The 20,602-nt window shown below is 49.6% G+C and carries 21 protein-coding genes; 10 read left to right on the forward strand and 11 right to left on the reverse strand.

Features of this window, described 5'->3' with window-relative positions; genetic code table 11:
* Positions 1-6: 6 nt before the first annotated feature.
* From ACF8OF_RS19680 to ACF8OF_RS19705, 6 genes are all read right to left on the reverse strand, one after another.
* On the reverse strand, positions 7-549 hold the full coding sequence (locus tag ACF8OF_RS19680) for a fimbrial protein (protein WP_392496655.1): 543 nt from the start codon (positions 547-549) through the stop codon (positions 7-9).
* On the reverse strand, positions 549-1,040 hold the full coding sequence (locus ACF8OF_RS19685) for a fimbrial protein (protein ID WP_262868059.1): 492 nt from the start codon (positions 1,038-1,040) through the stop codon (positions 549-551). The genes ACF8OF_RS19680 and ACF8OF_RS19685 overlap by 1 nt, the downstream gene beginning before the upstream one ends.
* A 9-nt stretch (positions 1,041-1,049) precedes the next feature.
* Positions 1,050-1,541 carry a fimbrial protein gene (locus tag ACF8OF_RS19690; RefSeq protein ID WP_262883385.1) on the reverse strand — a complete coding sequence of 164 codons (492 nt, stop codon included), beginning with the start codon at positions 1,539-1,541 and terminating at the stop codon, positions 1,050-1,052.
* 19 nt (positions 1,542-1,560) lie between these two features.
* Positions 1,561-2,295, reverse strand: coding sequence for a molecular chaperone (locus ACF8OF_RS19695; RefSeq protein ID WP_392496657.1), 735 nt, complete (start codon positions 2,293-2,295; stop codon positions 1,561-1,563).
* A 61-nt stretch (positions 2,296-2,356) separates the two neighbouring features.
* A complete protein-coding gene (locus tag ACF8OF_RS19700; RefSeq protein WP_392496658.1) occupies positions 2,357-4,855 on the reverse strand; it encodes a fimbria/pilus outer membrane usher protein in 2,499 nt (832 codons plus the stop codon).
* A gap of 98 nt (positions 4,856-4,953) precedes the next feature.
* Positions 4,954-5,544 (reverse strand): fimbrial protein, encoded by a 591-nt coding sequence (locus ACF8OF_RS19705; protein WP_262883388.1) that lies wholly within the window; start codon positions 5,542-5,544, stop codon positions 4,954-4,956.
* 1,572 nt (positions 5,545-7,116) lie between these two features.
* On the opposite strand from ACF8OF_RS19705, the gene ACF8OF_RS19710 reads away from it, so the two are divergent.
* From ACF8OF_RS19710 to ACF8OF_RS19725, 4 genes are all read left to right on the forward strand, one after another.
* On the forward strand, positions 7,117-7,905 hold the full coding sequence (locus ACF8OF_RS19710) for a DUF3100 domain-containing protein (protein ID WP_262861397.1): 789 nt from the start codon (positions 7,117-7,119) through the stop codon (positions 7,903-7,905).
* A gap of 12 nt (positions 7,906-7,917) precedes the next feature.
* Positions 7,918-8,394 (forward strand): hypothetical protein, encoded by a 477-nt coding sequence (locus tag ACF8OF_RS19715; protein WP_004241148.1) that lies wholly within the window; start codon positions 7,918-7,920, stop codon positions 8,392-8,394.
* 19 nt (positions 8,395-8,413) lie between these two features.
* Entirely contained in the window at positions 8,414-9,739 is a 1,326-nt protein-coding gene (locus tag ACF8OF_RS19720) for an amidohydrolase (RefSeq protein WP_392496659.1), read from the forward strand.
* A 135-nt stretch (positions 9,740-9,874) separates the two neighbouring features.
* Complete coding sequence (locus tag ACF8OF_RS19725) at positions 9,875-10,738, forward strand: DUF3289 family protein (RefSeq protein ID WP_274371202.1); 864 nt, start codon at positions 9,875-9,877, stop codon at positions 10,736-10,738.
* 42 nt (positions 10,739-10,780) lie between these two features.
* Here ACF8OF_RS19725 and ACF8OF_RS19730 read toward each other — a convergent pair whose 3' ends face one another.
* Positions 10,781-11,257, reverse strand: coding sequence for a GNAT family N-acetyltransferase (locus ACF8OF_RS19730; protein ID WP_392496660.1), 477 nt, complete (start codon positions 11,255-11,257; stop codon positions 10,781-10,783).
* A gap of 134 nt (positions 11,258-11,391) precedes the next feature.
* Between ACF8OF_RS19730 and ACF8OF_RS19735 the strand changes: the two genes are divergently transcribed.
* Positions 11,392-12,879 (forward strand): PLP-dependent aminotransferase family protein, encoded by a 1,488-nt coding sequence (locus tag ACF8OF_RS19735; protein WP_392496661.1) that lies wholly within the window; start codon positions 11,392-11,394, stop codon positions 12,877-12,879.
* Here ACF8OF_RS19735 and ACF8OF_RS19740 read toward each other — a convergent pair.
* Positions 12,876-13,658: a sulfite exporter TauE/SafE family protein gene (locus ACF8OF_RS19740; RefSeq protein WP_279798659.1), complete on the reverse strand. Its 783-nt coding sequence runs from the start codon at positions 13,656-13,658 to the stop codon at positions 12,876-12,878. The two genes, ACF8OF_RS19735 and ACF8OF_RS19740, sit on opposite strands and share 4 nt — an antisense overlap.
* Before the next feature lie 147 nt (positions 13,659-13,805).
* On the opposite strand from ACF8OF_RS19740, the gene ACF8OF_RS19745 reads away from it, so the two are divergent.
* Positions 13,806-14,798 carry a hypothetical protein gene (locus ACF8OF_RS19745; RefSeq protein ID WP_274371198.1) on the forward strand — a complete coding sequence of 331 codons (993 nt, stop codon included), beginning with the start codon at positions 13,806-13,808 and terminating at the stop codon, positions 14,796-14,798.
* 44 nt (positions 14,799-14,842) lie between these two features.
* Here ACF8OF_RS19745 and ACF8OF_RS19750 read toward each other — a convergent pair whose 3' ends face one another.
* Positions 14,843-16,327 (reverse strand): aldehyde dehydrogenase family protein, encoded by a 1,485-nt coding sequence (locus ACF8OF_RS19750; protein ID WP_392496663.1) that lies wholly within the window; start codon positions 16,325-16,327, stop codon positions 14,843-14,845.
* A 284-nt stretch (positions 16,328-16,611) separates the two neighbouring features.
* On the opposite strand from ACF8OF_RS19750, the gene ACF8OF_RS19755 reads away from it, so the two are divergent.
* A complete protein-coding gene (locus ACF8OF_RS19755) occupies positions 16,612-16,941 on the forward strand; it encodes a type II toxin-antitoxin system RelE/ParE family toxin (RefSeq protein ID WP_279798654.1) in 330 nt (109 codons plus the stop codon).
* A complete protein-coding gene (locus ACF8OF_RS19760) occupies positions 16,938-17,255 on the forward strand; it encodes a helix-turn-helix transcriptional regulator (RefSeq protein ID WP_279798652.1) in 318 nt (105 codons plus the stop codon). Before ACF8OF_RS19755 ends, ACF8OF_RS19760 begins: the two co-directional genes overlap by 4 nt.
* A 23-nt stretch (positions 17,256-17,278) precedes the next feature.
* On the opposite strand, the gene ACF8OF_RS19765 is transcribed toward ACF8OF_RS19760, so the two are convergent.
* Together ACF8OF_RS19765 and ACF8OF_RS19770 are read right to left on the reverse strand one after the other, a co-directional pair.
* A complete protein-coding gene (locus ACF8OF_RS19765; RefSeq protein ID WP_392496664.1) occupies positions 17,279-17,914 on the reverse strand; it encodes a LysE family translocator in 636 nt (211 codons plus the stop codon).
* Positions 17,915-17,975: 61 nt separating this feature from the next.
* A complete protein-coding gene (locus tag ACF8OF_RS19770; RefSeq protein WP_392496665.1) occupies positions 17,976-18,608 on the reverse strand; it encodes a metal-dependent hydrolase in 633 nt (210 codons plus the stop codon).
* A 100-nt stretch (positions 18,609-18,708) separates the two neighbouring features.
* Between ACF8OF_RS19770 and ACF8OF_RS19775 the strand changes: the two genes are divergently transcribed.
* Both ACF8OF_RS19775 and ACF8OF_RS19780 read left to right on the forward strand, forming a co-directional pair.
* Positions 18,709-19,620, forward strand: a complete 912-nt coding sequence (locus ACF8OF_RS19775) for a LysR family transcriptional regulator (protein WP_262861386.1) — start codon at positions 18,709-18,711, stop codon at positions 19,618-19,620.
* A gap of 303 nt (positions 19,621-19,923) precedes the next feature.
* Positions 19,924-20,130, forward strand: coding sequence for a hypothetical protein (locus ACF8OF_RS19780; protein ID WP_279798643.1), 207 nt, complete (start codon positions 19,924-19,926; stop codon positions 20,128-20,130).
* Positions 20,131-20,602 lie beyond the last annotated feature (472 nt).

The following is a 20,602-nucleotide window of genomic DNA, read 5'->3' on the forward strand; positions in this document are numbered from 1 at the left end:
CCGGCCTCAGAAATAATCGATAGTCAGAAACGCGGTGGAATTAAACGCGCCGTACTTAATGGTTTTATCGGCTTTTGCTTTCGGATCAACCTGCAGAAACGCGGTAAAACGGATGTTGTTTTCGCCGTTGCCGGCAATGGTCATGGCGTTGGAAAACTGATTCAGCGGGATCAGCGGAATATTGTCTGTCCGCACGCCGATAGAAAACCCGCCTGCGTCACTGGACGGATCCAGTGCGAGATAGGACGGCATATCCGGGGTGCCGGTTCCGGTGAATTTAACCTTAAAGCGGTTCATATCTGTGGTATCACAATCAGACAGGATCAGAGAGAATGATTTTCGGACCTCAACCCCCTCATACAAATCCGGCAGGGAAACATCACTGAAATCCACGACCAAATCTTTATTTTCCGGCAGCAGCGTACAGGGGTCGTTAAACAGTTCCCCTGTCACCCGCAGATTATCGGCAGCATGGCTTGCCGGGATAAAGGCGGCGGAGAATGCCAGCGCGCCGCTGAATAACAGACTGAAAGCAGCAGGGCGGTTCATCAGAAATACTCCATTGTCACAGTGCCGGTGCCGCTGAAAGCGCCGGGCGTGACGTCCCCGTCCGGGTTTTTGGTCAGCACAATGGTTAATGTCAGATTGCGGCTGTTTACCGGATGTGCTTTGCCTAAATCCAGTTTTACCCCGGCAAGTTCAGCGGTAAAGCCCAGATTGTTCTGATTGGTTTTCACCAGTTTGTTATTGAACTGTGCCCGCGGCCCGTCAACGGTGAGGAAATATTTGAAATTCTCTGAGTCCTGCTCACAGACAAAGGGGATGTCCACCTCTTTGCGGATGTCTGATTTTTCCAGTGTTTTTATCTGGATGCGCTGAAAATCCACCAGGATTTCTTCATTATTATTCACTTTACAGGGCGGCGGCGGCTGAAGCCTTCCGGTGATCCGGATTTCAGCAGAACTGTGTGCTACCCCTGTAGCGGCATATACCGGCAGAGCAAGGCAGGACAGCATCAGGGGTGCGATTAAATGTCGCATCACAATTCCTTATTCATAATCGATATGGATAGTGGCCGTGGCATTGAATTCACCGGCGGGCAGTTTTACTGCCGGTTTCTTTGCCAGGACAACCATAATGTCGGGTTGTACCGGATACTGAATAGTTATTTTTTCATTCAGCGGCATCAGCTTGTCATCTGCCAGAAATTTCACCGCCAGATCACTGACGCTGGTGGAAAGATAGCGGGAATCGACGGAAGAAGAGGTGCCGGTGATATACAGCTTCATGGCACGGGTGCGGTTATCCTGACACGCTATCCGGTAATCCAGTTTTTCACGGTAATTGTCGTTGTCTATCCGGGTGGTGGAGACATCCTTAAAATCAATCAGGATATTATCGCCCTGATTAATTTTGCAGGGTGCGATAAATATTTCCCCGCGGACATACACATCGATATAGGTGTAAGAACCGCCGGAGACCATCAGCGGCAGGCACAACAGTGCCGCGCAGCCGGTACGGAAAAGCATGGTCAGTGTCATCGGCGGTTCCTCCTGTTCATTATTTGCTGTCTGACTGCACGGTACAGCTGCTTCCGGCACAGCTGAATTTCAGGGGTTTGGTATCACCGTAGTCATTGACGTAATAAACAACCGGCGCATTACCCAGCGCCGGAGCACTGAAGGATGCGGAGGCTTTCGGTGATACCATCAGCGGCTCAAATTTCACTTCTTTTCCGCCGGTGGCATCCAGACGGGTGACCGACAGATGGTATGGCGTGGTGTTTTCAATGGTGTACTGCCCGCCGTTCTGTGACAGACGGATGCCATCCGCACCGGCGATTTTTTCCATCCGCTCCTGAACCTGAATGGCTTTCGGACGGTAGAACAGCTTGATCTTGGTTTGCAGGGCGATTTGCAGCACGTTACTTTTCTCAACAGCCGGCGGAATCTCGCGGACGTTCAGATAAAAGACCGATTCACGGTCAGCCGGTAGTGAGGTGGCTTCCGGAGAGAGCTGCACTTTAATCTGGCTTTTGCTGTTAGGCTCAATCCGCTGCACCGGCGGAGTAACAAATACCGGTGATGTGATTTTCTGTCCGGTGCTGTTCTCAATCCAGGACTGCGCCAGATACGGTTTGCTGAGGTGTTCATTGGTGACCGTCAGCGGCACGGCTTTATCACCTTCGTTATAAATAACACGGGTTCTGTCGAGTGCGATGGCGGCTCCTGCGGTTACCGGAATGGCAGCCAGGGTGGTCAGTGCGGCGCAGAATAAGGTGGTCACTTTTCTCATGTCAGGGTTCCTTACGGATTTATCTGTTAATTCTGTTAAATACAAACCGGTGCTGCCGGATTTACTGGCATGGCAGCAGCATAGTAAACTGAACGTTATCATCCTTTATTTCCGGGATCCGGACAGTACATTGTGTCTGCCCGTTCCAGGCCACCGTCAGCGTCTGGCCCGATTGTATCCCGGTCAGGTAAGCTGAACCGTTATCAGCAACAATGCCGATCTCCGCATTTTTGTCATTCATGACAGAGGCGCCGAATGGCGGATAAGTATTATCATTCATAGCAATAATACCCATGATTTTATAGCCTTCGACAACATTAAATTTCCGGTAACCGATCGCCCCGGAGGTTAATGTTGCCTGCTGTACGGATGTCAGCGCTTCGGCATTATCCGGCATGGCATCGAGATCAAGAGACAGCTGACCGCGCGAGTAGGCTGTCGCGGTCGGGATAATCGCTTTGCCGAAGCTATTGGTCCGTACCGCTTTGCCGGTACCGCGCACATCAATATCCGGTGTGCCGCTGGTATCCACCAGAATGCGCGGAGCCATACTGTTGCCGCTGCGGTGGAATGCCGCGCCTTCACGGGTCAGGGTAAAGCCGCCGCGTGACTGACCGGATACTGTCATCACATTATCCTGAATATAGGTTCCGCTCAGTGAAAGGTAGTTATTCCCTCCTTCATTGGTATAGAAACCGGCCAGATTGACTTTACCGTCGCCTTCACCGGCAGACAGTGAATAGTTACTCGAGTTATCAATATCAGAGTAATAGTTAACGTTATTACTGTGAGAGTTCTTATTGTAACTGCCGCTGTAGCTGAACATGCCTTTATTGTCGTCGAGCGGAACAGAGAGACTGGCGTAGATGCCGTTATCTTTTGTCGAATCCGATTCTGTCCGGTAGGCTGACATACTCATACTGAGGTTCTTTTTCTCTCCCCAGTCAAAGTTGCGGGAGAGGGTCATACTGTAGTTGTTGATGCTTGGTTTGTTCCAGAATGTCTGATGGCTGTAGTTCAGATAAACGTTCATGCGCAGAGACGGGAACACTTTATTAAAGATGATGTTATACATCTCTTTACTGCTGTCGGTATTACCGCCGCGGTAGCGCAGATCGACAAACTGGTTCATGGTCATGTAATCCCGCTCCGAGAAGCGGTAACCGGCGAAGGTCAGCTGACTGTTAATGGCATCGAATTCTTTGGAATAGGTGATACTGTAAGAACCGCCTGTTTTATTTTGTTTGCCGGCAACATTCCCCATATCCGCGCGGGAATAGGAGATTTTCGCGGAAAATACCCCGAACGGTGCAATATCCCGGCCTATACCGAATGATACGTTCTGGTAATCCGTTGCCGCCAGCACGCCGCCGAACAGCGTGGTGTTGTTGTTCATCCCCCAGGAAAAACTCCCTGTTCCGAAATCCGGGCCTTCGGTTTTGTGATCATCTGACAGCGGTTTACCCGCTGCCAGTTTAAACAGGAACTGGCCGGGGCGGGTCAGCATCGACAGGCGGGATGTTTCGATGGTGAAATGCTGTTCGCTGCCATCCTGTTCTTTAATGGTGACATTCAGTGTGCCGTCACCGATGTAGTTCATGTCACGGATACGGAACGGGCCTTTACTGACCTGCTCCTGATAAATGATACGTTCGCCCTGGCGGATAATTACCGTGGCGTTGGTGCGGGCAACCCCGGCAACTTCCGGCGCATAACCGCGCAGCAGCGGCGGAAACATATTTTCATCGGTTTCCATGCTGAGGCCGATGTAGCGGAAGCTTTCAAACAGTTCGGAGGTCAGATACTGTTCACCGAACATCAGACGGGCACTGAGATCGCGGATAGCGCGATAAGCGTAGATCTGGTTCCAGCGCCAGCGTTTTGAGTGTTCCGCACTGTCGCCGCCGGTTGCCTGCCATTCTGCACGCACACGCCATGCGCCGAGATTGACGCCGGTATCACCGTAGCTGACAACATCCGTTTTGCTGCTTTTATCGTTATCACTGCCGGGCTGGTATTTGCTGTACGTGGCGGTGGCGTTATAGTCGAATAAAAATCCGGCGATACCGTCATCCCAGCGCTCCGGCGGATCCCATGACGGATCGCTGTAAGCCATATAGGCCTGAGGGATCAGGATATTGAGTTTATTACCTGCGATATCACCCGTTGCCTGCATATCAGGAATGGTGCGGATATCAAGACACTGTAATTTATCCTGCTCTGTCCAGCCGGCTTTATTCTGCCACTCTTCTTTCATGGCAAGCTGTGAAAATAATTCAGGGGTAATACAGGGAACGGTTATTTCCGGATCATAATCCGGAACGTAAAAAAGAATATTTTCATCACTGGTAATAACATTATTATTCAGTTTTGTAGCCAGAAGATACGTACCCGGCATAACATAATTAGCCCGGCTGAATTTGGAGAAATCAATTTCCTGACTGTCTGCATCTAAAAAGGATGTATTAAAGTTAACGGCTTCTTCCGCAAATGCGGTATTTATCTGAATCGCTGCAACCACAGAAGCTGTTATTATTTTAATTGTTGTTCTGAGCTTCATGAGATATGCCAGCCGCCGCTAATTTATTATGCAGTGGCGGGAGCTGTCCTTGCAGACCACTGCATATATTAAACAAAAACTATTCAGTCACTATTCTGTTATTGATAGAAAATCTGGAAGTTAACCGGGGTATCGAAGTGACCGGTAGTTGCCTGTTCACCGGCAACGGCAGACTGGTTACCTTTCACATACGCAGCAAAGTTCAGCGGAGTGATTTGATCACGGCCTCCGTTCAGGGTGTATTTTTCAGCAGGGAAACGTGAGCCCAGCTCAATAGCTTTACCGGCGCTGTCTGTCAGTGCGATACCGGCATTCTGGATTGATCCCAGACCAACATATTTGGATGTTGCCGTGCCGTCTTTCAGTTCAACGGTGGGTGCAGTGAATTGAATCTGCGCTGTTTTATACGTGCTGGTATCACAGTTTTTCAGTTCGATATTAAATGTTTTGCTATCTGTACGGTAAGTACCGGTGGTCAGTTCGTTACGGCTGATTTCACCGAAATCAACGGTCTGATCCAGGAATTTACTGTCGATAGAGCAAGGCACGTTATTAATAAAGCCTTTGAAATGTACAGTTCCGAGACCGCTTTTTACTTCCGGCGGCTGTACCGGATCTTCTGCCATAGCCGTACCTGCAACAAATAAAGATCCCAGTACAACTGAGAGTAATACTTTCTGAAGTTTCATGTTATTTCCTTTATCAGGGGTATTCGTCAATATTTAAGAATAATCTGTTTTATTTCTATAATTAAATAAATAATTCCGTTATTTATAATTCGAAATTATTTAATAATAATTATGAACAATATTTTTTAGATACCGCAGTATTATCATAATTGTTTATTAGAGTGTCAATTATACGGAGTTAGCTGCTGTTTTTTATATTACGATAACATTTAAATTTAAATATCATTGCACAGAAAGGAAGTGAGATTATATATTGAAGATGAACAAAATCCTTTCATGGATTCGACTAAAAAACAGTGAATTGCCTGGTATCAAAAACTGAGTGCCTTTTTAGTATGCTTCATTAATCGCTATTTATAGCGATAAAGTACATTTAGTTATCATGATGGTCTACGTTTAACTACGAATATCAATCTTATTATGTTCATATCCGGAGATAATCACTATTTACAAAACCTGTTTGATTTTAATCAAATACAAAAGTGATTAGTTTTAGCGGTTAGTTCTATATTAATAATTAATTATGGAGCGTTATTGATTGTTATTAAAAACAGATTCTACAGTTTTATTTGTCATTCACGGGTTTTGTGATGCTTGTCATACTCCATATTCACCCTGAAAAAGAGAGTTACGCTATCCCGGACAAGACTGTAACCTACGTCACAATTAAGTAAATTTTATTTATTATCCGCTATGCTTATATACGGATATACTCTGATACCGATGTGTTTTTTAAGTAATTATGTGTGAGCAGGTGCAAAATATTTTTGAGACACGATGAAACAGGTTTCCTGCCGGATAAGTCACTCACAAAAAAGAAACAATTACGCAACATGATGAGATGTTTACCGGTCAGTTTTACTGCTTTTATCTGCGTTTTCTGCATTTGTCTGAAAAACAGCCTGCCGGAGATACCTCTGCGGATGAAACCCGTTTAGTACAACGCCGTTTTCCGGATTTCTGTATCGGGGAGCGAGTGAATAGTCAATATTGTGACCTGTCTCTATATTGATGAAATAATGTGATCTATATCTGATTTATTCATGTTATCCGTTACAATGATGATTTTTTACTGCCAGTCAAATATTTTGCCATAACAGTGATAAGAAGGTGTAATAAGGTGTTCATCCCGGTGATGATTGAATAAATTCAGTATTAAAACGGGGTTTTCATCATTATATAAAATCATTCTCATTAAAATAATCATATCCGAAAATTAAAAAAACAGGAGCCGCTTCACATTATTGGCTTATTTGAATATTACTCTTTTTATTTTAATTAAAACCAATGCCACTTATCAAATAATGTTTTTCACAAAATTATAGCATTTCGTATCACATTGAAATTTATATACTTATCTATTAATTAGTAACCCGAAATAAGTAGTTGCGACAAGGTTAATCAATAAATATTAATTTATTAATCTATGGCATGCCTAAAAGGCATGGCTAAGGAATTTTCGGAATATTGTCAGGAAAACAGTCCCGCAGGTAGTATGAATATGGAAAGGGTACGTTTTTATATAAATAAACATGAGTAATTCTCAATAACAATTCCTATAAAGGTAACACTATGGATATATTAAAAGATAGTAAGTTGCTTTTGGTCAGCTTATTTATCATTCTTCTTGCGGAAGCGATAGGGCAAATTAAAATCAGTCTGGTGATGGTTTTTCCGATGCTCTACTCCATGCTGATGGGTGGTATTGTCAGTTTTCCGAAATTTAAAATCCTCAACGAAAAGAACATGGCGCATGCGACCTCTATCATGAGTGTGGCACTGGTGATCCTGATCGCCAAGCTGAGTACTTCCGTCGGGGCCTCCTGGGAAAAAATCATTCAGGCTGGTGGTGCGCTGGTTCTGCAGGAAGTGGGCCACTTTATCGGTACCATCATGCTGGGTCTGCCGCTGGCGATTATGTTAGGCATGGGTCGTGAAGCGGTCGGTGCCACCTATTCTGTCGGCCGTGAGCCGAACATTGCTATCATCGAAGCCAAATACGGCTTAAGTTCGCCGGAAGGCCGCGGTGTTATGGCAATGTACATCTGCGGTACGCTGTACGGCGCTGTCTGGATGGGGATCCTCGCCAGTGTGATCGCCGGTCTGGATATTCTCAGTCCGCTCGCTCTGGCGATGGGGGCGGGTGTCGGCAGCGGTTCTATGCTGGCGGCGGCGGTTGCGCCTCTGCTGGAACTTTATCCTGACCAGGCTGCGGATATTCAGGCGTTCTCGTCTTCCGCGAACCTGATGTCTTCTGTGTTAGGTCTGTACATCTATATTTTCTTCTCCTTACCGTTTGCGTCTTATCTGTACAACAAGCTGAAAAGAAAACGTGCAACGGCGTCTGCGGATACTGAATAAGGATAACTAATCATGAAAAAGATGACAGAAATAGCCATAATCCTGGTTCTGGTGGTGTTCTTTACCGCACTTGGTGATGCTGTCGGCGGGTCAATGTACGGCCGCGGCGAGTTCGGACAGGTGTTCAGCGATACATTGCTGGCAATGACACTGCTGGGCGGTATGTCCTTTGCGGCATACCTGATTGCGATGATCCCGCCGTTAGGCAAACTGCCGGTGATCTTCTGGGTTTCCCTGATTGCCGCCGGTCTGTGTTCACCGCTGTTCCCGTATGACAAAGAAATGATTGCCATGACCGGTAAAGTCTCTATCGCGGTTATCAGTACCACCGTACTGGCCTTTGCGGGTCTTTCACTGGGTAAAGATATCGATAAATTCAAAGCGATTTCATGGCGCATTATCCCGGTATCACTGGCGGTATTCTCCGGGACATTCTTATTTGCCGCACTTATCGGCCAACTGACGCTCTCCTGGAGTGGCGTTATCTGATCAGAGGGAAATATTCAGCATGACAATGACCAAAGAACAACTGAAAGCCAAAGTCTGCGAAGCGATTGCTGCCCGCAAGGTTGACATTAAAAAACTGGCAGAGAATATCTGGGCAGAGCCTGAGCTGGGTTATAAAGAGACCCGCACAGCGAAAAAAGTCGAAGCAGCATTTGATTCTCTGGGTGTCAGCTACCGTAATCAGCTGGCGCTCACCGGGGTCAAGGCCCGTCTGAAAGGCGGAAAAGGCAGTAAACGCAGTGTCGCGGTGATCGGTGAGCTGGATGCCATTATCTGTGCTGAACACCCTGATGCGGACGACCAGACCGGTGCGGCACACTGCTGCGGTCACAATGCGCAGATTGCCAATATGATGGCGGTCACCATGGGGCTGGTGGATTCCGGGGCAATGGACTATCTGGCGGGGGATGTGGTGCCCTTCGCCGTTCCGGCCGAGGAATATGTCGAGCTTGCTTACCGCAACAAGCTGATCGAACAAGGCAAAATCAGTTATATCGGCGGTAAGCCGGAGCTGATTTCCCTCGGTGAGTTTGATGATGTGGATATGGCAATGCAGATCCACCTGACCAGCGTCAAACCTGAGCGTGACAACGGATTTATTGAAATCTCCACCACCACCAACGGCTTTATCGGTAAGCTGATTAATTACAAAGGCAAACCGGCACATGCTGCGGCGGCACCGCATATGGGGATTAACGCCCTGAATGCGGCAATGATGGGTATCATGGGTGTGAATGCTATCCGTGAAACCTTTCAGGAGAAAGATTATATCCGTTTCCATCCGATCATCACCCAGGGCGGAGATCTGGTCAACGTGACCCCGAGCGATGTGCGCATGGAAAGTTATGTCCGTGCCTCAAACGTACCGGCGATGATCGATGCCAATGAGCGCATTACCCGTGCGCTGGTGGCGGGTGCCATGTCTGTCGGGGCGGAAGTGGAAGTGAAAGATTTACCGGGTTATCTGCCGCTGTATAACAACGCCGTACTGAATGATCTGTTACAGCAGAATGCGGAAGGTCTGATTGGTGATGAAAACGTCTGGGTTGCCGAGCATATGACCGGCAGTACTGACACCGGGGATCTGTCCCACATCATGCCGGTCAGTCATCCGTGGATTGGTTCAGTGCGCGGCGGGCTGCACGGTAAAGATTATGTCGTTTTTGATGACGATATGGCCTATATCCGTCCGGCTCAGATGATGGCAATGACAATTATTGATTTGCTGTTTGATGATGCCGCCGGTGCGGAAGCCCTGATGGCGGAATATAAGCCGCTGATGAGTAAAGAAGAGTACCTCTCGTTTATCAGTTCCTTTAAGAACTGATCATCCCCCTGAAGGCCCGGAAACGGGCCTTTTTTCTATCTTTTCCGCTTTCAGACTGACGGCAGGGATCTTTCCGGCGGCTGATGGTAAAATAATCACAGCATAAATAAAATGCAGCGATTATTCAGGGAAAGAATGACAACACTATCATTTCCGTTATTAATCTGTCAGTCGCCGCGCCGCCGGGATGATTACCGTCCGGACGATATGCGCAGCGGTGATTTTGACTTACTTCAGCTACGTGACCTGTTGCGGCTGCATGATGTCTCCGCGCAGGTGGATCCCTGGACCATGCGGAAACCGGAAGCAGGCAGTCATCCGCTGCTGATGGGACGAGACTACACGCCGCAGGTTTTTAATCTCGGCGCGAAAGCGACCAGCCGGATACTGTTTGATGAGATGCGGCAGTTATCCTCACAATTCACCTGGTCCGGCGGTTATCCGGGGGTGCTGAAAAAACTGATCACCCATATGCAGAATGCCAATGGCAGGCCGTATCGTGATCGTGCACTGGATTATGCTTTCCGCGACACGATTCTGGATCAGGATGCACTGAATCCGATGCAGGCGGCAGTGAAGAAAATCATTGGTGCACAGATTGACTGGCAGGGCGTGAAGATCCGCGACGGGGCTGATTTACGGCACCTGCTCCGGGAAGGGCTGAATAAAACACTGTTTCCGGCCTGTAACCGCTGGCAGGATCTGAAAAAGGGAACGCCGGTGATGCTCAATGATACCTGGGCAACAGAAATCACCCTGGATTCTCTTCACATCAAAAATAACCACTTCACCGCACAACTGAGTTATCAGCTTCAGGGACATTTCGGGCTGAGTACCGCAGATATGAAACGGTACAGTGATTCCCGTTTTTTCCGCATCTGGTATGTATTGCAGCGTTATAAAAAATTCGCGTTTAAACCGTTTGTTATTAATATCAGAGCGGTCACGGACATCAGCGGAAAAGCACCGGGCAGCCGGACCGAAGATAAAGAAAACTAAAAAAGACCCTTTGCGGGTCTTTTTCACCGGATATTACGGCTGCTATTTCAGCGGCATAATATATTCGATAGCACCGGATTTATTTGCCACCCAGTCATACAGACGCTGACCACGGGTATTGTCTTTATGGGTGTGCCAGTAGAGGCGGCCGCACGGGCGTGCCAGTGCCTGCTGCTGTACAAACTCAATCAGCTGCTTACCGATATGCTGACCGCGTACAGACGGATCCACATACAGATCTTCCAGGTAACAAAACTCTTTTTCCGCCCAGGTGGAGCGGTGATAGAGATAATGCACAAACCCGATGACGTTGCCGTTCATCCGCGCCACGGCGCAGAACACGGGTTCTTTTTCATCAAAGAAACGTGACCAGCTGGTCAGCGTGACCGCTTCCGGAAAACTGACGTTATAAAATTCCTGATAGGCCAGCCAGTGCGGCAGCCAGCCTGCATAATCATTCTGTGTGGCAGGCGCCACTGTCACCAGATCCAAAGCGGATGATGTCATTGTATTATTCATGGTGTTTCCCTCATTATTCTGCTGTTGTGAAGAAAACGCGCGTTTTCCGTGATGTGAAGAGTACGTGTTATTTTGGTTCTTTATAAGATACACTTTTTGTATTTTTAACAGATCCACTTTTCCGGAAGGTAACTATGCGAAAATCCGGTACGGCAGCGTTTCCCGAATTACTGACTGGTAACGGGATCATCAAAGATCAGGTGTATCACGCTCTGCGTGAGGCGATCCTCAGCGGTCGCCTGCATGCGGGCAGTAAAGTGCCATCCGGACGGGCGCTGGCGGAAATGATGGGTATTTCCCGTAACTCGGTGATAGCCGGGTTTGAGCGACTGCAGGATGAGGGCTATCTTGTCACCCGGCGCGGCGCGGGGACCTTTGTGGCGGATAATCTGCCGGATCACGCCATCAGCGGACCGGTAGTATCCCCGGCGGATGAGGCCGGGGAGCTGGTGACCGCCAATATCAGCCCGCTGGCAGAAACATTGCTGTCGCAGCGCGTTGCATCCGGTGCGCCGTCTGATGCATTGTTTATGGTCGGTACCGGATGTGTGGATCTGTTTCCGCATGATGTCTGGGGGCGGCTGCTCGGCCGTGTCTGGCGTCAGTCCCGTTACGCATTGCATGCGCACAGTGAACCGCACGGCTACCCGCCGCTGCGCCGGGCAATTTGTCATTATGTCCGTGCCACCCGCGGATTGCAGTGTGATGAGGATCAGATCCTGATTGTCAACGGCACCCAGCAGGCGATTAACCTGACGGTGCAGACATTGTTGCAGCCCGGGGATGAGGTCTGGCTGGATGATCCGGGTTATGACGGTGCGCGCGGGGCGTTTTTATCACAGCGGCTGACAGTGCGTCCGGTACGTGCGGATGAAGAGGGCATGGATGTGTATGACGGCCTGCGCCGCTGGCCGGACGCGAAACTGGTATTCACCGCACCGTCACATCAGTTTCCCGGCGGTGGCACACTCAGCCTGGCCCGGCGATCGGCACTGCTATCCTGGGCGGCGAAGCACCATGTCTGGATCCTGGAAGATGACTATAACGGTGAGTTCCGTTATGCCGACCGCCCGCTTCAGGCATTGCAGGGGCTGGACAGGCATCAGCGGGTGATTTATGCGGGAACATTTTCCAAAATGCTCTATCCTGCCTTCCGGCTGGGATTTCTCGTCGTGCCGAAAGCCCTTATTCCTGCCTTTGAGGTAACAAAATACTATGCGGATACCGGCTGTGGTTATCTGGAACAGGCCACGCTGGCCCGCTTTATTAATGAAGGACATTATGCGCGCCATGTCCGCCGGGTGCGCAAAGCCTGTTATGAGCGGCGGCAGGCGGTGACGGATGCTATCAGTCAGTATCTTCCTGCGCTGCTGGATATTGTGCCGAGTGACTCGGGAATTCACCTGTTATGCCGGATGAAAAACGGTATCCCGGCACAGACGGTGATCCGGGCGGGGCGTCAGTGCGGCATGGGCATGCAGCCCTTATCGCGTTACTGCCGCCCGGATGCACCGCAGGAGGGGGTATTGTTCGGGTTTGCCGCCTATCCGGCAGAGAAACTCACTGACGGCATCCGCCGCCTCGCTGAGGCGTTACAGGCGCAGGGTGTGGTGACGGTTTAGAACAGATTCAGTGTCATCATCACGGCGCTGCACAGGATAAGGATCAGCGTGGCATACTGAAAAGCGCGATCCGGCATCCGCGTGAGCAGAATTTTGGTCAGCGGCATACTGAGCAGGGAACCGGCAAACAGCCACAACGCCAGACGAACATCGGTATGCCCGTCCTGCATATAGGCAATAGCCGATGAGCCGGAGAGCAGGGTGGTGACAAAAATAGAGGTGCCGATCGCCTGACGGATATCCATCTTTGCATAGCGCAGCAGCATCGGCAGTACCACAATCCCGCCGCCGACACCCGTTGCTCCCAGCACCACACCGGCGGTGATCCCCGGCAGCAGTAACTCCCGCACTGACATTGTGGTTTCAGCCGTATCCGCCGGTAACGGCGGCGGGAAAAACATCCGCTGAATAAACAGCCACAATGAAAACAGGATCGCCGCCACGACCAGCAGATTAATACCCTTTTCCGTGATGTCCTGCCAGGCCGGTACCGAGGCAAGCCATGTCACCAGCAGACTGGCACCGAAGGTGGCGGGCAGCATAATGCCCAGCACAATCATGGCGCGCCGCAGCGGAATATTACCGAGCTTGTAGTGCAGCCAGGAAGAGGCGACTTTCATCAGCATGGAGAGAAGATTGGCGGTGGCGACAGCCATCAGGGCATTCATGCCGTAGAGATACGTCAGGATTGGCAGCACTATCACCCCGCCGCCGACACCGGTGGTGCTGATAATCAGCCCGGTTAAGGCACCGGTGATCAGTGTTGTGATAATGGCCATTGTCCTTTCCCCGGCCGGAACAAACAGGGGAGTTATCATACCTCATGGCGGACAGATAAATACACTTAAGGATAATTCCGGTCAGGATTTCTCATTTTTTGCGCTATGATCACGACGGGTTTCCGGTGATTAAATAAAGGATGAGTCATGAAAAGGGGTATTTTTTTATCTGTGGTGATTGCATTGCTGGCCGGATGTAAGGAAGCCCCGCCGCCTGCGCCGGACGGATATTACGTGATTGATAATATTACCGTTACCTATGATAACCCGGCGGATAATGCGCCGGAGAACAGTGACCCGGAAAAAAATGTCAAAGCCGCTATCCGCGACACTATGGTCAGCCTGAAAGACACCACATTCTTCTGGTTTGAGCCGGGCAGAGTCACGGTGGATAACAGCGGCAACCGTTTTGACAGTGATATTCATGGCGATACGTTTGATCTGAATAATATACAGACCACCTGGACATCACCGGACAGCGGGCAGACCGTCTATCTGACCACGGAAAAAGAGGGCGCGTGCGGCTTTTTTAACTGCACTCTGAAAATGACCCTTTCCCGTGCCGATCACACCTCCGAAAAACTGGCAGGCATGAAAGCCGTGTCCGATGTCAGAGCCGCCTCCTATGAAGCGTATCTGGAGACGCAGCGTCAGTTTTATAAAGAAAACGGCTTCCCGCCGGTTCCCGGTGACACCATCAGAATGACAGAAAATATCTCCGTCACTCTGCCGGAAACAATGGCCATCGGCCTGAAAAAGCAGGAGGACGGCGATTATGTCCGCGATATCGGCGGCCTTCATATTGAAAGTGATGATGATAATACGGAGATTTACCGCTTCCGGGATCCACTCAGTGACGCGGAAGGTATCATTCATCTGGTTAAAGTCCCGAAATACCGCTGGCGTTTTGATGAATGGCTGAATCAGCAAAAAGGTATTGTCTATCAGGAAGATAATGGTGCGGTTTACTACAACCGCTGGGGCAAGCCGGAGTGTACCTATTTCCGTTATGACCAGAAAGAGCGGCGCTATGTGATTATTGTGGCGGAAACAGCGGATCAGATGATGATGCAGCGGATGTACAGTATTGCGCGATCTGCCGGGAAAAACCCGCCATCGGAAGCGAAAAGCAACCAATAAATAAAAAAATGCCCGGCGTTGCCGGGCATTTGCATGATGATGAATTATGACTCTTTGGTGCTGATATAGATGTTTTTCACTTCCGTATAGGCATCCAGCATCATTTTATGGGTTTCCCGTCCCAGCCCAGAGTTTTTATAACCGCCGAACGGGGCATGCGCAGGCAGTTCATGATAGGTATTCACCCACATACGGCCGGTTCTGACCGCTTTCGCCACACGCAGTGCACGGTTGATATCCTGTGTCCAGACCGCACCACCCAGCCCGTACTCGGAATCATTGGCCATCGCGATAACCTCATCCTCATCACTGAACGGGATCACCACCAGGACCGGCCCGAAAATTTCTTCGCGGGCAACCCGCATCTGGTTGGTGACATTGGTGATGATGGTCGGCTTCATAAAGAATCCGGCATCCAGCCCGTCACTGGTCAGACGCTCACCGCCGGTCAGGATGGTGGCACCCTCTTTTTTCGCCAGTTCCACATAGCTGAGAATGGTATCGAGTTGTCCCTGACTGACCTGGCTGCCCATCTGGGTATCTTTCGCCATCGGATCTCCGACGTTGACAGATTCAAAACGGGCTTTCAGTTTTTTCAGGAATTCATCGTGAATATCTTTGTGCAGGAACAGGCGTGAACCGGATTCACAGGCCTGACCCTGGTTCATCAGGATCGCGATAGCCGCATATTTGACGGCTTTTTCCATATTGGCATCCGGGAACACGATATTGGCGGATTTACCGCCCAGCTCCAGAGTGGCCGGGATCAGTTTTTTCGCGGCAGCGGCAGCAACAGTGTAACCCACGCTGGTGGAGCCGGTGAACGCCACTTTATCCACATCCGGATGGTCAAGAATCGCCTGGCCGACCACCGAGCCGCGACCGGTGACAATGTTAATCACCCCGGCAGGCAGCACATCATTCAGAATCCGGCCCAGTTCCAGCAGGGTCAGCGGGGTCAGGCTGGCCGGGTTGATCACCACGGTATCTCCGGCAGCAATGACCGGTGCCAGTTTCCAGGCAGCCATCAGCAGCGGGAAGTTCCACGGGATAATCTGACCGACAACACCCAGCGGCTCGCGGATCACCAGACTCAGGGTGTTTTCATCCAGCACATCGGCCTGGTCGGAATGGGCACGGATAGCCCCTGCAAAGTAGCGGAAATGGTCAATTGCGGCCGGTAGATCGATGGAAATAGCCTCATTATACGGCTTACCGTTATCGAGGGATTCCAGGGTGGCGAAGCGCTCTTTTTCGGCTTCCAGGCGGTCGGCAATTTTCAGTAACAGCTGCTGACGTTCAGCAGGGGAGGTATGGCGCCAGGTTTCGAAGGTCTTTTTGGCGGCGGCAACTGCAGTGTTGACATCCTGCGCGGTACCGGCCGGATAATCTGCCAGTAATTCACCGGTTGCGGGGTTAAATGTCTGGCTTTTGGCGTGATCACTGCTTTCGACCCACTGGCCGTTAATCAGCATTTTGTAGGATGGCTGAGGACGCAGAGCCTGTTCTATATCTTTCAGTTTAATCATTATCTTCTCCGTTCTGTCCGGGTGACTGATGAGTGCCGGGACGGCCTCATCGGTACAACAAGGCGTAAATACATGAGCGCATAACGACACGTAATTATTAACGTCCTTAAACATTACCATATCAAACTATTAACGTGGCAATGAATTTGGCGATAACTGCAAAAGGCAGCATTAATTACCAAATTTATTTTTTGCTATATTGAATGGAGTTATGGTATACAGTAATCATATTTGATTACATTTGGTGTGGGCGATAAACTGAAAAGAAAACATTGGGATGAAGGATGTTTGAACTTTCAGTAATTAAAGCAGCAGAAAAAGAGATTATGAAGCTGCCCGCAGGACTCAAAGCTGAGATGCTGACCGGGCTTGAAACCTTGCGTAAATACGGCGCATTTCTGAAAGAACCGGTTGTTCGTGACCTTCATCGTGACGGGCTGAAGGAGCTGAGGATCCGTTCTTATGAAGGGTGTGCCAGAGGTGTTTTCTTTTTTTACCGGGGAAACCATATAATTATTGTGCATGTCTTTCAGAAAAAAACGCAGAAAACACCGAAGCAGGTGCTAGAGTTAGCACATGAGAGAATGAAAGAAGTGATAAGGAGGCTGAAATGAGTCGTAATGATGATTATGATTTAGTCCCTTTTGAAGAGCTGAAAAATACATTACTTAAAGATCCTGAAGTTATTGATGCACTGGATGAAATTCAGGCACGAAAAGTATTGCTGAATACATTAAAAGCAGCAAGAAAAGCCCGGAAAATTACCCAGGCTGAAGTGGCTGAAAAAATGGCGACACAAAAACAGAATATTTCCCGCCTGGAAAAAGGGGACTATGACCCGCAACTGGGAACATTGATTCGTTATGCTGACGCCATTGGCGGCCGGTTATATTTTGATTTTCTGCCTGTGGTTTCGGAGCCGGCCTGATAATACCGGTGGTTACTTTGCCGTTATGCCGTCAGCAAAAGCCGCCCGGCAAACAGCAGCAGAACAGTGCCGATCACATTGTCGAACAACCGGCTGTGCGCGAGAAACCGCTCACGGATACGCTGGTGTGAAAACAGAACAGAGACGGCCATAAACCAGGCTGCATTCACGCCGCACATCCACACGCCGTAGAACAGTTTGACCGTCACCGGCGTGGACGGACTGACCAGCGTGGTGAACATAGCCAGGAAAAACAGCATCGCTTTCGGGTTGGTGGCGTTGGTCAGAAACCCCATCCAAAATGCCTTTCCGGCTGTTTGTGCCGGGGGGGGATCCGAACTCTCCGGGGTGATAGCGGCACTTGCGCCTTTACTGCGCAGAAACTGAATGCCCAGCCAGATAAGATACGCCGCACCAATGTATTTTGCGGTATCCATCAGCCACGGCGTGGCTTGCATCAGGGCTGTCACACCAGCCAGTGTGTACACCACATGCACAGAAATTCCGGCACCGATGCCGAGCGCCGTCATCAGCCCGGCTTTGCGTCCGTGATAAATACTCTGGCGCAGCGTCACGGCAAAGTCCGGCCCCGGTGAGACAACAATGAAAAAATGGACGAGCGCAAGCGCCAGAAATTCACTCTGGTTGAACAGATTCATTATAACCTCAGCAGATTAACAGGGGCGGCGGGGGGGGGCCGCCGCAGAACGACAGGTTCCGTCAGACGACGTCGTATTGAACGGACAGAATGCCCTTTTTGGTTTTCACCGATTTCAGCACCAGTGTGCCGATTTCACCGAGTGACTGCACATGTGTGCCGCCGCAGGAGTAAGGCTCAAAATCCGCAAACCGGATCTGAAACATACCGTCTTCATCCTGATAGTGATGGCAGGGGTGATCCGCGTCGATCAGCGCCTGACAGTGACGGCGGACATCTTCCGGATCCACGATCACCGGGGAACCGGCAGGAATATATTGGATCCGCCCTTCATCCGGCCAGTGATGCCCTTTGGTCGGTTTCCAGCCGAAAGTTTCCATCACATGAGAAAGCAGGTGCCCGCCGGTATGCAGCCGTGAGTGCAGCTGACGTTTCTCCGCATCGACATTCATCTGAACTTCACCGGGAGCAACCGGGATATCGGTATAATGAATGATACCTTCCGGCATAAAAGCGGTGTGAATCACAGTGGCATCACCGAGCGTGCCGGTGTCACCCGGTTGTCCGCCACCCTGCGGATGGAACAGGGTTTTATCGAGGATAACCGCATAGCGCCCGTCCTCTGCCGGACGGCACTCCAGGACAGTGGCGGTGCCTTGTAAGGCGCGGCTGGTCAGGTAGCATTTTTCTGTCATGGTGATGTGTGCCTCATTATTATTGTGTCGTGTTGTCTGACATTGTATTGCAGGCACTGTCATATGATAATACGGCAAAAATGCAAAGGATTTATTCCCTGTGATCACAAATGAAACCCTCGCATTACTCGAAGAAATGGCGGTATTTGCCAAAGTGGTGGAAACCGGCAGTTTCTCGGAAGCGGCCCGGCAACTGGGCGCTACCCCGTCTGCGATCAGCCGTGCGGTCTCGCGGCTGGAGCGCGCCCTGAATACCCGGTTATTACAGCGTACGACCCGCAAGCTGCGCCTGAATGAGAGCGGCAAGGCGGTATATCAGCACTGCCGGGCGCTGGTCAACTCTGCGGGGGCGGTGATGAGTGCCAGCGGGCAGTTCAGTGAAACACCGTCCGGGCTGGTGCGTCTGGGGGCACCAAAAGCACTGGGTTACTTTATGGTGCATCCGCTTATCAATGAATTCCTCGCAATGAATCCAGGTGTGAATGTGATGCTGCGCCTGGAAGATCGCTATATGGATCTGATTGATGAGGAGATCGATCTTGCCATCCGCATTACCAATGAACCACCGCCGGGACTTATCGGCAAGCGGCTGTTTACGGTCAGCCATATTTTATGTGCCACGCCGCAATACCTGGCGGAACATGGCACGCCGTCTCATCCGCAGGAACTAAAGGATCACAGCTGCCTGTTTCTCAGTGAGGAAGCGGCAGATACCCGCTGGCGTTTTCAGCAGGGGAATAAAGTGGTGTCTGTGAATGTACACGGGCGTTATTCATCAAACCACAGTGGCGTGCGGCTTGGCGGGGTGAAATCACACCTAGGGATCGGCGGGCTGCCGGTATTTACGGCACGAAAATCGCTGGAGAGCGGGGAAATTGTGCAGGTTCTGCCGGACTGGACCTTTAAAACCCGTTACAGCGGGGATGCCTGGCTGCTGTATCCGCCGTCGCGTTATCAGCCGCCGCATATGATGGTGTTGATTGATTATCTGGTGAAAAAACTGCGGACATAAAAAAAGCGCCTTTAAGGCGCTTTTTTTGTATCTGTCTGATAAATCAGAATGCTTTGCTGTATTTTGCAATGATAGCAGCAGCACGGGTCAGATTTGAGAAGAAAGCTTTGATACTTTTCATAATGAACTCCTGCTTTGAATTAGTTGAGTAAGCGTGTTTTGCTTCGATGGGGGTATGATACCAGTTTTGTGATGCGGGTCAACATTAAATTCAACTATTTTTTAATGATTGCAAAATCATTTTAATAACAAAAAAGCAGTGAAAAATAGCAAATGTGAACATCACAACCGGGATAAAACAGCGTGTTTCTGCTGGTGGTGATTTACTTAATTGATTTAGCAGCAATTTTTTTGAGAAGCGCTGATGTTGAAAATGTTAGCGGGGCGTTACGCCAGCAGAAAAAGCAGGGATTTTGCCTCTGTTCCGGTCAGTCGCCTCAACTTTTGTTGAAAGCCGGATCGCAGGCAATAAAAAAGCGCCCCGAAGGCGCTTTTCTTAAATCTGTCTGATTAAATCAGAATGCTTTGCTGTATTTTGCAATGATAGCAGCAGCACGGGTCAGATTAGAGAAGAAAGTTTTGATACTTTTCATAATGAACTCCTGCTTTTGAATTAGGTTAGTAAGCGTGTTTTGCTTCGATGGAGGTATGATACCAGTTTTGTGATGTAGGTCAACATTAAATTCAACTATTTTTTAATTATTATAAAATCATTTTAATAACAAAAAAGCAGTGAAAAATAGCAAAAATGAACATCGAAACCGGGATAACACAGTGTGTTTCTGCTGATTGTTGTTTACTGAATTGATTTGGCAGCGATTTTTTTGAGAAGCACTGATGTTGAAAATGTTAGCGGGGCGTTACGCCAGCAGAAGAAGCAGGGATTTTGCCTCTGTTCCGGCCAGTCGCTTCAACTTTTGTTGAAAGCCGGATCGCAGGTAATAAAAAAGCGCCCCGGAGGCGCTTTTCTTAAATCTGTCTG

The sequence above is a fragment of the Morganella sp. TYF_1 genome (assembly GCF_043105645.1).
GTDB lineage: Bacteria > Pseudomonadota > Gammaproteobacteria > Enterobacterales > Enterobacteriaceae > Morganella > Morganella morganii_B.